Here is a 14,329-nt window from a genome sequence, read left to right as displayed (position 1 = left end):
GAGGGATAGTCTAGCGAAGCTGTCCAACCCCTGTGCACAGGAGACAATGCAGCCCTTTGCCCAAGATTTGAGAGACAGCCCGTGAAATTGAAGATGGCCGAAAATTCCCTGTTTGCAGTCCTGATGCGTTCACGCTGGTGGATCAGCTTTGCGATCTGCGCTGCGGTGGTGCTGGTGTCGCTGGCGGTGTTCCCCAAGGACATTTCGCCTTTTGCCGCTCTGGGAGCCTTCCCGTTCTTCGTCGTCGGCTGCATTGCCTGCTACAAGCAGCTGCGGGCCCCCAGCCCGGCCAGGCTGGAGCAGATTCAGCAGGTGATCGCCGAGCAGTCCTGGGCCGACTTCAGTGCACAGTTGCAGACAGCCTGGCAAGCCGAAGGCTATGAGGTTCAGCGCCTGAACCAGGCCGGTGCCGATCTGCTGCTGACGCGCAACGGCCAGACCAGCGTGGTCGGCGCGCGCCGCTGGAAAGCCGCCGCCCATGGCGTGGAGCCGCTGCGCGAGCTGCAGGCCGCACAACACAAGCTGAAAGCCGATCTCTGCGTTTACGTGGCTCTGCAGCCTTTGGGCGAAAATGCCGCCAGCTGGGCCGCGCAGAATCAATTGGTGGTGCTGGATGCCAAGTCCATCGCCACGCTGATTGCCAAGAACCAGAAAAAGAGCTGACGGCCGCCGCAGACTGTCACCAGGGCCGCCGCCGGCCCGCTCGATGGCCCGGCCCACCTACCGCCCGCGGCCCAATCCGGGCACACTGCAGCCATGGCGGCAGTGCAGTTCTCTCCCACCCTCCCATCCAGTCTTGCCGAAGCAGAGCGGCAGAGCTCCATAGGCCCTAGCTCCAGCATCGGGCAGACCGGCCTGTTGCTCAGCGGCGGCGGCGCCCGGGCTGCCTACCAGGTCGGCGTGCTGGCCGCCATCGCCGAGCTGCGCCGCGCTCGCGGTCTGCAGCATGGCCCCAATCCCTTTCCAGTGCTTGCAGGCACATCGGCAGGCGCCATCAATGTCGCAGCCCTGGCTTGCCATGCCGATGCCTTTGACAGCGCAGTGCGGCGCATGTTGCATGTCTGGGGCCATATGCATACCGAGCAAATCTACAAGGCCGACTCGCTCAGCGTGCTGCGCAGCGGCGCACGCTGGCTGACGCTGTTGTCGCTGGGCTGGGCGCTGGCCCGCTGGAGCCGCATGCGCCCGCGCTCGCTGCTGGACAATGCTCCGCTCAAAACCCTGATGAACAGCGGCCTCATGCCTTTCGAGCGCATCCCACAGCTCATCGACAGCGGTCATCTGCACGCCCTGGCCATTACCGCATCCAGCTACAGCAGCGGTCAGCACATCACTTTCTTTCAGACTCGCGAGGCCTTGAGCCCCTGGGTGCGCGACCAGCGCAAGGCCGTGCAGACCCTGCTGACCGCCGATCACCTGCTGGCCTCGTCGGCCCTGCCCTTCATATTTCCAGCCATGCCGCTGCCCATGGACGGACATCTCGAGCATTTCGGCGACGGCTCCATGCGCCAGACTGCGCCCCTGGCACCAGCGATTCATCTGGGCGCCAGCAAACTGCTGGTCGTCGGCGCGGGCAGACGCCACGAGCCTGTGAGCAGCCAGCCGCAGGTCGATGCCAGCTATCCCACACTGGCCCAGGTGGCCGGGCACGCGCTGTCCAGCATTTTTCTGGACACGCTGGCTGTGGACATAGAGCGTGCCGAACGCATCAATCACACGCTGAGCCTGATTTCTCCGGCCGAGCGCATTCACAGCCGGCTGCGCCCTATCGAGGTACTGGCCATCACCCCCAGCGAGCGCATCGACGATATTGCCACGCGCCACATCGACAAGCTGCCGCTGCCGGTGCGCACCCTGCTGGCCACGCTGGGCGTGCGCTCAGGCACGGGCAACCCCATGCGTGACGGTGCGCTGGCCAGCTACCTGCTGTTTGAGCAAGGCTATACCCGTGAACTGATAGCACTGGGCCGCAAAGACGCACTGGCCCGAAGTGAGGAGCTGTGCGCCTTCCTGGGTTGGCCTCAAGAATGTAACAAATGTTAATGATGCGAAAGGAGCCAGGCAAATGATGCGTGAGACACTTTGCATGACCTTCATCATCTTTCCGGCAATCGCCTAGTGACTCCATCCCCACAGCCCATCCGCGCTTCCAAATCGCTCAAGCTCTCGCTGATCCTGCCTTTTGTTGCACTGATTGCGCTGCTGACATCGGCCCTGGGCATGCTCTGGTACTGGACGGGCAGCAACACGGTGTCCGCCTTGTCCGAACAGGTGATGGAAGAGAAAGCCGAGCGTATCGCGCTGATCGTGGATCGTCACCTGCACCCGTCCAGCGCCGTGCTGGAGGCTGCGTTTCCCAGCGGCCAGCCCGTAGCTGCCGACATCCGCGAACATATTCCCGACCTGATCTCCCGGCTGTGGGTGGCGACCTCGCTGCATACCCGGCCCAATGACTATGTTTACTACGCCAATATCGCGGGCCAGGGCATTGCTCTCAAGCGAGTGGCTCCAGAACTGGGCCAGTTGCGCCTCAAGATTCAGCCCGGCGAGCACCGCAGCTACTTCAAGGTCGCCGGCATGCATGCCGAGCCGATCTACGAATCCACCGAAACCAATCTGTTCGAGCCGCGCCAGCGCCCCTGGTTCAAGCTTGCCGCGGAGTCGACCGATGTGATCTGGACTCCTGCCTATATCGACTTCAGCGCCAAGGACCTGGTGCTCACTCGCGCACGCCGCATTCTCTCCAGCAAGGGCAGCCTAGAGGGTGTGATTGCCACTGATATTTCGCTGCGCGCGCTCAACGAATTCGTCAACCAGCTGCATCTAAGCGAACATGGCCGCGCCTTCATCATCGAGGCCGACGGCTCCCTGATCGCAGCCACCGGCATGCCCAACATCCACCGGCGCGAAGACGGCAAGCTGGAGCGCATGAGCGCCGCCAACAGCCAGGACCCGCTGATTCAGGCGGTGTACGACAAAATCCAGGGCGCCTTCCAGTCCTCGCTGTCCAGCGACGGCCCCGGCACGGCCCTGCTCGAAGATGACAGGCACAACCATATTCGCATTGCCTACCGGCGCCTGAGCAATGGAGCCGGTCAGGACTGGATGGCCGTGGTGGCCGTGCCGCACAAGGACATGCTGGCCGGCGTCTACCGCCATATGGCCCTGGTGGGCAGCCTGGGCCTGCTGGCCCTGGTCGTGGCCGTCGTCATCGGCACCCGCATCTTCGGCGCAGTGGCCAACGATATGCGCTCGCTGACCCGCGCCGTGCGCCGCGTGGGCCTGGGCGAAATCGACACGCCGATCGAAGTGCAGCGCCGCGATGAAATTGGCGAGCTGGCCCACAATTTCCACCGCATGCGCCACAGCCTGTTTACCGATCCACTGACCGGAGCCAGCAACCGCAGCGCACTGCAGCATATTCTGACCACACTCACCCGCCCCCTGCCCGGCCAGAACATGGCCGCCCCGTTTGCCCTGCTGTTTGTGGACCTGGATCGCTTCAAGCCGCTCAATGACCGCTGGGGCCATGACAACGGCGATCTGGCACTGGCCGAGATCAGCCTGCGCCTGCGCAATCTGCTGCGCCCGGATGACGTCGTGGCGCGTCTGGGCGGTGACGAGTTCATCCTCATCCTGCGCGGCGTCAGCGACGAGGAGCAGGTTCAGGCCGTGCGCCTGAAGATAGAGCATGCGCTGCAGCAGCCGCTGGGCACGCTGCAAGGCATTCCCGAGGGCGAAGCCGTGACTGTGGGCGCATCCGTGGGGCAGGCCCTGTATCCCAGGGATGCCCAGGACGCGCAAAGTCTGCTCAAGGTGGCCGACCAGGACATGTACCGCAACAAAAGGCCTGCGGTGAGTTGAGCGCAGCCTCGGCTATCGCTTCCAATTTTGAAGCTGCTTACGCTTTATATTCATAGAATTACTATTATTTTTACATTGAAAACAATATTTGAACTACGTAATTAGCTATAAAAAACAAAGCAACTACCGTTCCCGAACGAACTCGGTGGGCGCCGCCGCAAAACCCGCGCCCGCACCCTGGCGCCAAGCCCTTCTAGAATGACAGGTTCTCTGTGAAAGCTGTTTCCTCATGACCGCACGCAAACTATTCGTCACCACCGCCCTGCCGTACGCCAACGGCAACTTCCACATCGGCCACATCATGGAATACATCCAGGCCGACACCTGGGTGCGTGCGCAGCGAATGCAGGGCAATGCGGTCAACTTCGTGGGTGCCGACGACGCCCACGGCGCGCCCATCATGATTGCCGCCGAAAAGGCCGGCAAGACGCCCCAGCAGTTCGTGGCCGACATCGCCGCCGGCCGCAAGCAGTATCTCGACGGCTTCCATATCGCCTTCGACAACTGGAGCAACACCGACAGCGCCGAAAACCACGAGCTGTCCAAGCAGATCTATCTGGACCTGAAGAAGGCCGGCTTCATCGAAACCCGCACCATCGAGCAGTTCTTCGATCCCGAGAAGAACATGTTCCTGCCCGACCGCTTCATCAAGGGCGAATGCCCGCGCTGCCACGCCAAGGACCAGTACGGCGACAACTGCGAAGTCTGCAGCTCGGTTTACGCGCCCACCGACCTCATCAACCCGTTCTCGGCCCTGTCGGGTGCCACGCCGGTGATGAAGTCGTCCGAACATTTCTTCTTCAAGCTCTCCGATCCGCGCGCCGTAGAGTTCCTGACCGAGTGGACGCAGAACGGCAAGCATGTGCAGCCCGAAGTGGCGGCCAAGATCAAGGAATGGTTCGGCGTGCGCACCAACCCCGACGGCTCGACCAGCGAAGGCCTGGACGACTGGGACATCAGCCGCGACGCGCCTTACTTCGGCATCGAGATCCCCGACGCGCCGGGCAAGTACTTCTATGTCTGGCTCGATGCGCCCGTGGGCTATCTGGCATCGCTCAAGGAACTGCTCAACCGACGCGGCGAAGACTACGACGCCTATATGGCCGACCCCGACCTGGAGCAGTACCACTTCATCGGCAAGGACATCATCACCTTCCACACGCTGTTCTGGCCTGCGATGCTCAAGTTCAGCGGCCGCAAGACTCCGACCAGGATCTGCGTGCACGGCTTCATGACCGTGAACAACGGCGAGAAGATGAGCAAGAGCCGCGGCACCGGCCTCGACCCGCTCAAGTACCTGTCGCTCAAGATGAACCCCGAGTGGCTGCGCTACTACCTGGGCGCCAAGCTCAACGGCAAGAACGAAGACATCGACTTCAATCCCGAAGACTTCATGCTGCGCGTCAACTCCGACCTGATCGGCAAGTACGTCAACATCGCTTCGCGCGCCGCAGGCTTCATCAGCAAGCGCTTTGACGGCAGGCTGGGTCAGGTAAGCGAAGACGGCCAGGCCCTGCTGGCCGCTCTGCGCGAGCAGCAAACCGCCATCGTCGCCGCCTACGAAGCCCGCGACAGCGCCCGTGCCGCGCGCGAGATCATGCTGCTGTGCGACAAGGTCAACAGCTATGTGGACGCCAACAAGCCCTGGGAACTGGCCAAGAAGGAAGGCATGGATGCCCGCCTGCACGATGTGTGCACGACCTGCATCGAAGCCTTCCGCATCCTGACCATCTACCTGAGTCCCATCCTGCCCGGCGTGGCCGCCGAAGTGGCCCGATTCCTCATCGTGCCGCCCGAGAGCTTTGCCGACGTGGTCAAGCCTCTGGGCGCAGGCCACCAGATCGGCATCTACCAGCATCTGATGCAGCGCGTCGATCCCAAGCAGCTCGAAGCCCTGTTCGAAGCGCCCGCCGGCCAGGCCGCCCCCGCCGCCGAACCCGCCAAGGCCGAGAAGAAGGCGGCCAAGAAGGCCGAGCCCGTGATCGACCCCAATGCCCCCGGCGGCGAGCCGCTGGCCGAGACCATCAGCATCGACGACTTTGCCAAGGTCGATCTGCGCATCGCCAGGATTCTGGAATGCAAGACGGTCGAAGGCTCGACCAAGCTGCTGCAGCTGACGCTGGACGTGGGCGAGAAGGACGAAAACGGCCAGCCCAGGACCCGCAACGTGTTCAGCGGCATCAGCAGCATGTACCAGCCTGAGCAGCTGCAGGGCAAGCTGACGGTGATGGTGGCCAATCTGGCTCCGCGCAAGATGAAGTTCGGACTGTCCGAAGGCATGGTGCTGGCCGCCAGCCATGCCGACGAGAAGGCCCACCCCGGCATCTATGTGCTGGAACCCTTCCCCGGCGCCCAGCCCGGCATGCGGATTCATTGATCTCATGATCCCCCCTGAGTCGCCTTCGGCGCCTTCCCCCCGAGGGGACGATACCTTCGCCGCGAGGCGGCAGGGCCGCCTTAGGCGCTTGCCCGGTGTCTCCTCCCGGGGGCGTGCCTCATCAGGCTCCTGCGGCTTCTGGCTGGCTGGAGCTTTTTTATGCCTGGCGCTTTCGGGCTGCACCGTGATCGCCGTCACCGGCACTGCCATCAGCGTGACAGCCGGGGCCGTGGGCCTGGCCGCCGATGCCGCCATCGGCACAGCCAAGATCGTGGGCAAGGGGGTTGGCAAGGCCGCCGATGCCTTGATGGATGAGGATCAGCCCGATGCCAGCGGCGTGAATATTCGCTACCGCGATCCGTCGGCAAGCGCTCCCGCAGCGGCAGAAATGCCGGCAGCGACCGCCAACACCATACCTGCCGCGCCCTCTGACGGACTGCCGCCGCAAAACTGACGAATCACCCGTATCCGTTCACAGGAAACCGCATCGCGCTACACATCAGATAGCGCAATGCGGTTTTTTCATGCCCTGGCGCGCACCCACAAGCACAAGCGCAGCGCATAACTAAATAACCAATAACTTCCTGTTACACCACCGGGATATTGAGCTTGTCAGAGCCGGTCCGCTTCCTAGAATCCGACTCCATCAGCTCTGCCTGCTCCGCCCCTGCCCAGAAGAATGCTCGACATTCGCCACACATAACAAAGGCCGCGCACATTCAGGCATCGAGGTCATAAATCCCCCACGCGGCCTTGCGTGGGGACAACGGGAGGCCCCATGCGATCGAAACCCTTGCTCACTTCAGCGCGCTCTGCGCTATGGCTGGCTCTTGCCCTGGCAGCGCCGCTGCCCAGCCTGGCCAGCTCTGCTGCCACCTCCTTGCGTGTGCAGGATGTGGCCGTGCTGGCTGCCAGCTGCGCCAACTGCCACGGCCCGGACGGCCGCTCCACGGGCGTCATTCCCCAGCTGCGCGGCCTGCCCGAGGCCCATCTGCTGCAGCGCCTGCAGGCCTTCAAGGCCGGCACCGCCAAGGACGCCACCGTCATGACCCGTCTGGCCAAGGGCTACGACGATGAGCAACTCAAAGCGCTGGCCCAGTGGTTCAGCAAGAAGGGCCAGTAATGCAGATCAATCGTCGTCAAATTCTCGGCGGTGCCGCCGCCGGCGCAGCCAGTTTCGCCGTGCCCGCCATCGTCCAGGCCAAGGCAGCTTCGGCCCACGTGGTCGTGATCGGAGGCGGCTTTGGCGGAGCCACGGCCGCGCGCTATCTGCGCCAGTTCGCACCGCATATCCAGGTCACACTGGTGGAGCCGGCCGAGCGCTTCTATACCTGCCCCTTCTCCAATCTGTACCTGGCCGGCCTGCGCAGCTGGGACAGCATAGGCCACGGCTACGGCGGTCTGCGCAAGGCCGGCGTGAACGTGGTCCATGCACGTGCCGACCAGGTCCTGACCGACTCCAGGCGCGTGCTGCTGTCCAACGGTCAGGCGCTGAGCTATGACAAGCTGGTGCTCTCGCCCGGCATCGACATGCGCTGGAATGCACTGGAAGGCTATGACGAGGCGGCCGCCCAGCTTGCTCCCCATGCCTGGAAGGCCGGAGCGCAGACCCAGTTGCTCAAGAAGCAGCTCGAAGCCATGCCCGACGGCGGCAAGTTCGTGATGGTCATCCCTGCCAACCCTTTCCGCTGCCCGCCCGGTCCCTACGAGCGCGCGGCCATGGTGGCGCACTACCTCAAGAAGCACAAACCCCGGTCCAAGATTTTGCTGCTGGACGACAAGGATGCCTTCTCCAAGCAAGGTCTGTTCATTCAGGGCTGGAAAGCGCTTTATGGCGACATGATCGAATGGGTCAAGCAGGCCGATGACGGCAAGGTCACACGCGTGGATGCCAAGAACCTGGAAGTGGAAACCGCGTTCGGCACCAGGCACAAGGCCGATGTGCTCAACGTCATCCCGCCCCAGAAGGCCGGCTTTATTGCCGACCGTGCCGGCGTGACCAATGCCAGCGGCTGGGTGCCCGTCAAGCCCGAGTCCTTTGAGTCCACTCAGGTCCAGCATGTCTATGTGCTGGGCGACGCCACGATTGCCGCGCCCATGCCCAAGTCCGGCTTTGCCGCCAATACGCAAGGCAAGGTGGCCGCTGCCGCGATTGCCGCCGAACTGAGCGGCCAGCCCCTGCCTGCGGCGGCCTTTGCCAATACCTGCTACAGCCTGATCGGCACCGACTACGGCATCTCCGTGGCCGGCGTCTACCGCACGGCGGCGGGCAAGCTGATCGAGGTGCCAGACTCCGGCGGCGTGAGCCCCTTGAACGGCGATGCCGCCTTCCGCAAGGCCGAGGCCGACTACGGCGCAGCCTGGTACAAAGCGATCAGCGCGGATATCTGGGGTGGTTGAATAGAGGCATCCGCGCCTTCCCCCTTCTCTCGCGACGCTTCGCTTGCGGGAAGGGGGACGCTGGCTTTGCTGCGGGGCGGCCCTTGCTCGCCAGCCCGAGCGAAAGTTCACGCTTCATGCGCTGGATGCGAATCTCTGCCACCCGCCCTCCTCTGCTTTATTGAACGACTGATATGTTGTTGTGGTCTGTTTTTTTGCTGGGCATGGCCTTCGGCGTCGCCGCGCGTCTGGGACGTTTCTGTCTGCTGCGCGGCCTGCGCCAGCAAATGGGGCGAGATACCGAAGTCGCTGCGGGCCAGGCACCTGCATTGCAGGCCTTTGCGCTGGCTCTGGCAGTGGCCTTGCTGGCCTCGCAGGGGCTGCAGGCTCTGGGAATGCTCGATCTGAGCCAGGCCGCCATTGCGCGGCCCAGCTTTTCCATGGCTGGCGTGCTGATTGGTGGTTTGCTGTTTGGCATCGGCATGGTGCTGGCACGCGCCTGCGGAGCACGCTCTCTGGTGCTGCTGGCGGGAGGCAATCTGCGCTCTCTGGTCACCCTGGTGTTTCTGGCGCTGGGCGCGCAACTGGCCATGACCGGTGTGCTGACGCCTCTGCGCCTGTGGCTGCAGGACATCACCCCCCTCACTCTAGCTCACGCCACCTTGCCCGCCTATCTGTCTTCCTTGAATACATGGCTGCTGACGCTTGCGCTGGCCTTGCTGCTGCTGGCCTACGCCCTGCTGCGTCCCGGCCTGCGCCAGAGCCGGCTGCAGTGGGGCAGCGCGTTGCTCATCGGCCTGCTGGTAGCTGCCGGCTGGTGGATCACCGCGCATATCGGGGTCGATGAATTCGAGTCGGCCCGCCTCACCTCGCTGAGCTTCATCGGCCCGATTGCCGAGGCCCTGCTCTACCTGCAGCTGTCCGTGGGCCGCGAGCCCGGCATAGGCCTGGCACTGACGGCGGGCGTGCTCGCCGGCGCCTTTCTCGCAGCCCTTGGCAGCCGCACGGCGCGCTGGGAAGGCTTTGACTCCACCAGCCGCCTGGCTGCCAGCGCCGGTGGCGGCCTGCTGATGGGCATTGGCGGCGTGCTGGCCGCAGGCTGCTCCATCGGCCAGGGGCTAAGCGGGCTGTCCACGCTGTCGCTGGCCAGCTTTGCGGCCGTTGCCGGCATCCTGCTCGGAGCGCTTCTCAGCCTGCGCCTGCTGCGCCAGCAATAGCGCTGGCTTCGCTTGGGTATTCGCCGACGCCGGATCAGGGCCTGCTCCTAGAATCTGCAGCCACCAGCTCTGCTTGTGCCGCGTGTCGGCTGAGAGGCAATCCCATCGCGCTGCGCCCAAGCTTGCTTCCCTCCCCCGAATCCGAGGCCTTGATCAGGCCTTCATTCCCATTACAGGAGCAATGCTCATGCAACGTCGCCATTTCCTCTGGACTCCGCCCGCACTCGCCCTGGGCGCCGCTGCCGGCCCGGCAATGGCTGCACCCGCCATCATCAGCAGCCAGTCGCCCATCCTGCCGCGCAAGGGCAAGGGACCGCGCATCGTGATCTGCGGCGGCGGCTGGGGCGGCCTCACGGCGGCACGCTATCTGCGCGAGCTGATTCCCGCTTCCGACGTCGTGCTGCTGGAGCGCAATCCGACCTTCTGGTCAGGCCCCATGAGCAACAAATGGCTGGTGGACATAGTTGGCACGGACTTCGTGAACCGCGACATGCTGCACCCGGCCAACAAATACGGCTACACGCTGCTGCAGACCGAAGTCACGGGTTTCGAGCGCGACAAAAAGCTGGTGCGCACGGCCCATGGCCTGATCGAGTACGACTTCCTGATTCTCTCGGGCGGCATTCGCAACGATTACGAGGCCTGGTTTGGCAACGACCAGCACGCCATCGAGTACACGCGCACCCACTTTCCCAACGCCTACATCCCCAATCAGGAAATGCTCTCGCTCAAGAGCAAGGTCAAGAACTTCAAGGGAGGCACGCTGGTGATGACGCTGCCGCCTCCACCGCATCGCTGCCCGCCCTCGCCCTATGAGCGCGCCTGCCTGATCGCCTGGCATATCAAGAAGAACAAGATTCCCGGCAAGATCCTGATCCTCGACCCCAAGCCCAAGATCGCCCCCATCGGCGTGGGCTACAAGCAGGCTTTCGAGGAGCTGTACGTAGACATCATCACCCATGTGCCCAATGCCGGCGTCAAGGAAGTGGACCCCTTCAACAAGCAGATCAAGACCGCTGCAGGCGACTTCAAGTTTGACGATGCCATCCTCATGCCGCCCCACCAGGCCGCAGACATGGTCTGGAAGGCAGACCTCATCGGCAAGGATGCGGCCACCGGCAAGCCCACGGGCTGGGCCGATATGCACAACCGCCTGTTCCACGCCAAGAGCGACGACCGCGTGTATTTTGTCGGCGATCTGATGGGCGCGATCTCGCCCCAGTTCGGCCACTACCCCAAGAGCGGCCATGTGGCCAACTACATCGGCAAGATCGTCGCCCGGAACATTGCCGAGCGCGTGGCCGGCAAGGAGGTCGTGGCCCGGCTGCCCGACAACCTCTGCTACATGATGGTCAACGGCGACCCTCAGGAAGAAATTTCGGTGAAGTTCGAATACGAGGTGGACGCCAGCGGCCAGGTCAACCAGACCCAGATCGACATGGACGTGCGCACCTCCGATCTCGTCAAGGAAGACTTTGCCTGGATCAACGGCAAGTTCGGTGATTTCTTGGGCACTTAAATCTCCCCCTGAGCGGCTTTGCCGCTTCCCCCTCTCTCTTCGGGAGGGGGACGACGCCCTCTGCTAGGCGCCCCCGCCGCGAGGCGGCTCTTGCTTGGCGTCTCTCGCTTGGAGCCGGTGCGAGTTTTGAAGTTCTGTTGATTGGATTGAAGAAAAGCAATGTTCAAGAACACCACCCGTAGAAGCATGGTGCTGAGCGCGGCGGCAGCCGGGGCCAGTCTGGCTCTGCCCGCCCCTGCTCTCGCCCAGGCCAAGGCTCCGTTGGTCGGACCGCTGGCCCCCAACCCGGCCGAGTTCAGAAAAGCCATGGAGCAGTTCACGAGCGGCAAGCCTGGCCTGGCCGAAGGCCTGCAGCTCGATGTGCCCGTGCTGGCCGACAACCCCAGCGCCGTGCCCGTCAAGGTCAAAGTGACGCTGCCCATCACCGAGCAGGACTGGTGCGAGGAGATCATCGTGCTGGCCGAGCTCAACCCCTCGCCGCTGACCTGCCGCATGCAGTTCACTGCAGCAGCCGGAACGGCCGAGGCGGCGGTGCGCATACGCCTGTCCCAGTCGCAGACCGTGCATGCCCTGGCACGCATGAAAAGCGGCAAGATCCTGGTCGCCAAACAGGCAACGACCGTGGCCGCCAGCGGCTGCGGCATGTGAATCTGGAAACACCCCCTGAGTCGCTGCGCGCCTTCCCCCTCTGTTGTGCCACGCTTTGCGTGGCCGAGGGGGACACCGCCCGCGCGGCAGGGCGGCCTTTGCGCGGCGGTTGCTGGCCCAGGCCCGCTTCTGGTATGGAGCGTAGTTGCATCCACATTCACGATAGATGCCTGAACTGAAAGGAATTTTGATGAATAAACCACCCCGCGTATGGGTCAGCAATGCCACCCCCAAGAAAGGCGAAGTGCTGCGCGTGCGCGCGCAGATGGAACATGTGATGGAAAGCGGTCTGCGCACCGACCCGGCCACGGGCAAGGTGCGCCCGCGCAATATCGTCAGCCGCTTTGAAGCCAAGCTGGGCAATACCTTGCTGTTTGCCTGGGAGCCAGGTATTTCGATTGCCCAGAACCCTTATATCGAGTTCACCTTTGTGGCGCGCGAAAGCGGCGAGCTGAATATGCAGTGGAAGGACGAGCAAGGCCAGACACTGAGCGCCCAGAAGACAATCAGCGTCACCTGATCGCGAGAGCCATGAGAAATGGCTCCCCACGCTTGCCCACTAGGTGTGGCTGGGCCCTCGGAGAGGGCCTAGGCGGCCCCGGCGTTTTATCTTGGGGTGGCCCGGCGATGAAAAAGCCCCGCCCGGTTTGCACCGGAGCGGGGCTTTTTCATGAATGACAGACCTCAGTTGCCCTGATAGCGGCCGGGGCGATGACTGATCCACAGAAACATGCTCATGATCACCGCCGCAAGCACCGAATACGCCACACGCTCCAGCGGCACGACGACCAGCGCCAGCAGCACAACAGTGCAGTCGATCATCATCTGCACCTTGCCGGCGCGAATGCCGTAGCGGTCCTGCAGATAGAGCGAGACGATGGTGGCCCCGCCCAGGCTGGAATGATGGCGTGCCAGGAACAGGCAACCCGATCCCATGAGCAAGCCTCCAGCCACGGCCGCATAAAGCGGATTCAGGTAGTCGATATGAATGAAGCGCGGGCCCACATCGGCCATCAGCGCCAGCATGGCAACCGAGACAAAGGTCTTGATCGTGAATTCCGCGCCCATGCGCTTCCAGGCAAACCAGTAGAACGGCAGATTGATGACGAAGAAAATGGCACCGAAAGGCAGTCCCGTCACATAGTGGAGCAAAAAGGCCACGCCCGCCGTGCTGCCCGTGAGCAGTCCCGCCTGCGCAAACAGCATCATGGTGATGGAGACAAACAGCGAGCCCGTGAACAGGGCCTGCGCGTCCTCGAAGCGGCCATGGCGCAGGCCCGAAGTGGCCGGTGCAGCAGCAGCGGGGGCATCCATGCGGCCGGCCAGTGCAGAGCTGGCCGAAGAAGATAGCGGTGTGGACATGTCGGGTAAGACAGCAAGATTGATGCCCATGATCTCGATAAAGACCGGGGCGAGCCGGTGCGGATAACACCGGGAAACCCCTTAATTTTACGGATGGACTCATGCTGTATGCACATGATTTGCTGCAACGCAACAAATCTCGAAGGGGAATTTCAGGCGCAACTCCGCCGTATATTTCACTCTTTTCGGCTTCCGTCGCTTACAGTTAAAGCGCCAATAGCTATCAATTCAGAAGCATCTCGACTCCCCCGCCACCACAGCATTCAGCCCCTCTTCAGACCAGAGGCAAAAAAGCCCTGTCTGCGCCATCGCAAACAGGGCTTTGAACAGATCCGGTGGCTTTGCAGGCGATCAGCCGCGCGACTCGTCGGGCAGGCGCTCGCGGTTGAGCGTGCGCAGCACCCGGCCATCGGAGCCAAAGGTGACCGTGAACTGCATCTCGCGAGTGGGTGGATCGATGTAGTTCCAGTCCCAGTCGGTTTCCTGCTTGAGCTTGTAAGTCATCATCTTGGCGGGCTTGCCCAGCATGCGGCGCACCTCGTTTCCCTCCATGCCGGGCACGACCTTGGCAAACACATGCGGAGCCAGCACCTGGCGCAGCGCACTCATCTTGCCGTCCGCGCCTATGGTGATCATGTAGTTCCTGGCGCCGGCAGGCTGACGGTTGTACTCGAAGGTTCGCGAGCCATCTTCCTCGTTCCAGATGCGCTCGGGCTCGCCAAACTTCGCACGCACATCGGCCTCGGTGGACAGGCCTTCCTCCAGCTCCTTGATCTTCTGCTCGTCACAGCCCAGCAGCGCCAGGGTGCTGATTGCAGCCGCCGCCAGGGCCGCCGTCAAACGGGAAAAAATATTCATGGGCTTGAATCACAATGCTTGCCAGACAGAATGCGAATTCTGACATCAAGCCACCCGCGCACACGCGCCACTTTTGCAAACGCTTGTCAAAACGGAGTCATCCCC

At 63.0% G+C, this 14,329-nt stretch carries 13 protein-coding genes; 11 read left to right on the top strand and 2 right to left on the bottom strand.

The window, feature by feature from the left end; all coding sequences use genetic code 11:
• Positions 1–93: 93 nt before the first annotated feature.
• The 11 genes from AAIL67_RS17855 to soxZ all read left to right on the top strand — a co-directional run bounded on the left by AAIL67_RS17855 (position 94) and on the right by soxZ (position 12,524).
• Positions 94–663, top strand: a complete 570-nt coding sequence (locus tag AAIL67_RS17855) for a restriction endonuclease (protein WP_003065830.1) — start codon at positions 94–96, stop codon at positions 661–663.
• A gap of 93 nt (positions 664–756) precedes the next feature.
• Complete coding sequence (locus AAIL67_RS17850; RefSeq protein WP_343484495.1) at positions 757–2,043, top strand: patatin-like phospholipase family protein; 1,287 nt, start codon at positions 757–759, stop codon at positions 2,041–2,043.
• Between the two features lie 75 nt (positions 2,044–2,118).
• Entirely contained in the window at positions 2,119–3,864 is a 1,746-nt protein-coding gene (locus AAIL67_RS17845) for a diguanylate cyclase (RefSeq protein ID WP_343484494.1), read from the top strand.
• A 229-nt stretch (positions 3,865–4,093) separates the two neighbouring features.
• Positions 4,094–6,241, top strand: coding sequence for a methionine--tRNA ligase (gene metG / locus AAIL67_RS17840; protein ID WP_034405108.1), 2,148 nt, complete (start codon positions 4,094–4,096; stop codon positions 6,239–6,241).
• 184 nt (positions 6,242–6,425) lie between these two features.
• The gene (locus tag AAIL67_RS17835; protein ID WP_238585691.1) at positions 6,426–6,695 is read left to right on the top strand and encodes a hypothetical protein; all 270 of its coding nucleotides are present in this window, start codon (positions 6,426–6,428) and stop codon (positions 6,693–6,695) included.
• 339 nt (positions 6,696–7,034) lie between these two features.
• Complete coding sequence (locus AAIL67_RS17830) at positions 7,035–7,364, top strand: c-type cytochrome (protein WP_034391663.1); 330 nt, start codon at positions 7,035–7,037, stop codon at positions 7,362–7,364.
• The gene (locus AAIL67_RS17825; RefSeq protein WP_045838587.1) at positions 7,364–8,641 is read left to right on the top strand and encodes an NAD(P)/FAD-dependent oxidoreductase; all 1,278 of its coding nucleotides are present in this window, start codon (positions 7,364–7,366) and stop codon (positions 8,639–8,641) included. The genes AAIL67_RS17830 and AAIL67_RS17825 overlap by 1 nt, the downstream gene beginning before the upstream one ends.
• Positions 8,642–8,814: 173 nt before the next feature.
• Positions 8,815–9,837, top strand: coding sequence for a YeeE/YedE family protein (locus AAIL67_RS17820; protein ID WP_224648769.1), 1,023 nt, complete (start codon positions 8,815–8,817; stop codon positions 9,835–9,837).
• 187 nt (positions 9,838–10,024) lie between these two features.
• A complete protein-coding gene (locus AAIL67_RS17815; protein WP_343484493.1) occupies positions 10,025–11,356 on the top strand; it encodes an FAD/NAD(P)-binding oxidoreductase in 1,332 nt (443 codons plus the stop codon).
• Positions 11,357–11,515: 159 nt separating this feature from the next.
• Positions 11,516–12,004 carry a thiosulfate oxidation carrier protein SoxY gene (locus AAIL67_RS17810; protein ID WP_034355701.1) on the top strand — a complete coding sequence of 163 codons (489 nt, stop codon included), beginning with the start codon at positions 11,516–11,518 and terminating at the stop codon, positions 12,002–12,004.
• A gap of 190 nt (positions 12,005–12,194) precedes the next feature.
• Positions 12,195–12,524 carry a thiosulfate oxidation carrier complex protein SoxZ gene (gene soxZ, locus AAIL67_RS17805; protein ID WP_343484492.1) on the top strand — a complete coding sequence of 110 codons (330 nt, stop codon included), beginning with the start codon at positions 12,195–12,197 and terminating at the stop codon, positions 12,522–12,524.
• A 164-nt stretch (positions 12,525–12,688) separates the two neighbouring features.
• Here the strand turns inward: soxZ and AAIL67_RS17800 are convergent, their stop codons facing one another.
• Both AAIL67_RS17800 and AAIL67_RS17795 read right to left on the bottom strand, forming a co-directional pair.
• Positions 12,689–13,396: a YitT family protein gene (locus AAIL67_RS17800; RefSeq protein ID WP_063664993.1), complete on the bottom strand. Its 708-nt coding sequence runs from the start codon at positions 13,394–13,396 to the stop codon at positions 12,689–12,691.
• Positions 13,397–13,717: 321 nt separating this feature from the next.
• On the bottom strand, positions 13,718–14,224 hold the full coding sequence (locus AAIL67_RS17795; RefSeq protein ID WP_343484491.1) for an outer membrane protein assembly factor BamE: 507 nt from the start codon (positions 14,222–14,224) through the stop codon (positions 13,718–13,720).
• Between the last annotated feature and the right edge of the window lie 105 nt (positions 14,225–14,329).

The organism is Comamonas sp. A7-5, assembly GCF_039581385.1.
Lineage (GTDB): Bacteria > Pseudomonadota > Gammaproteobacteria > Burkholderiales > Burkholderiaceae_C > Comamonas > Comamonas thiooxydans.
The sequence above is the reverse complement of the archived record's forward strand: the minus strand, read 5'-3'. Positions and strand labels throughout refer to the sequence as shown.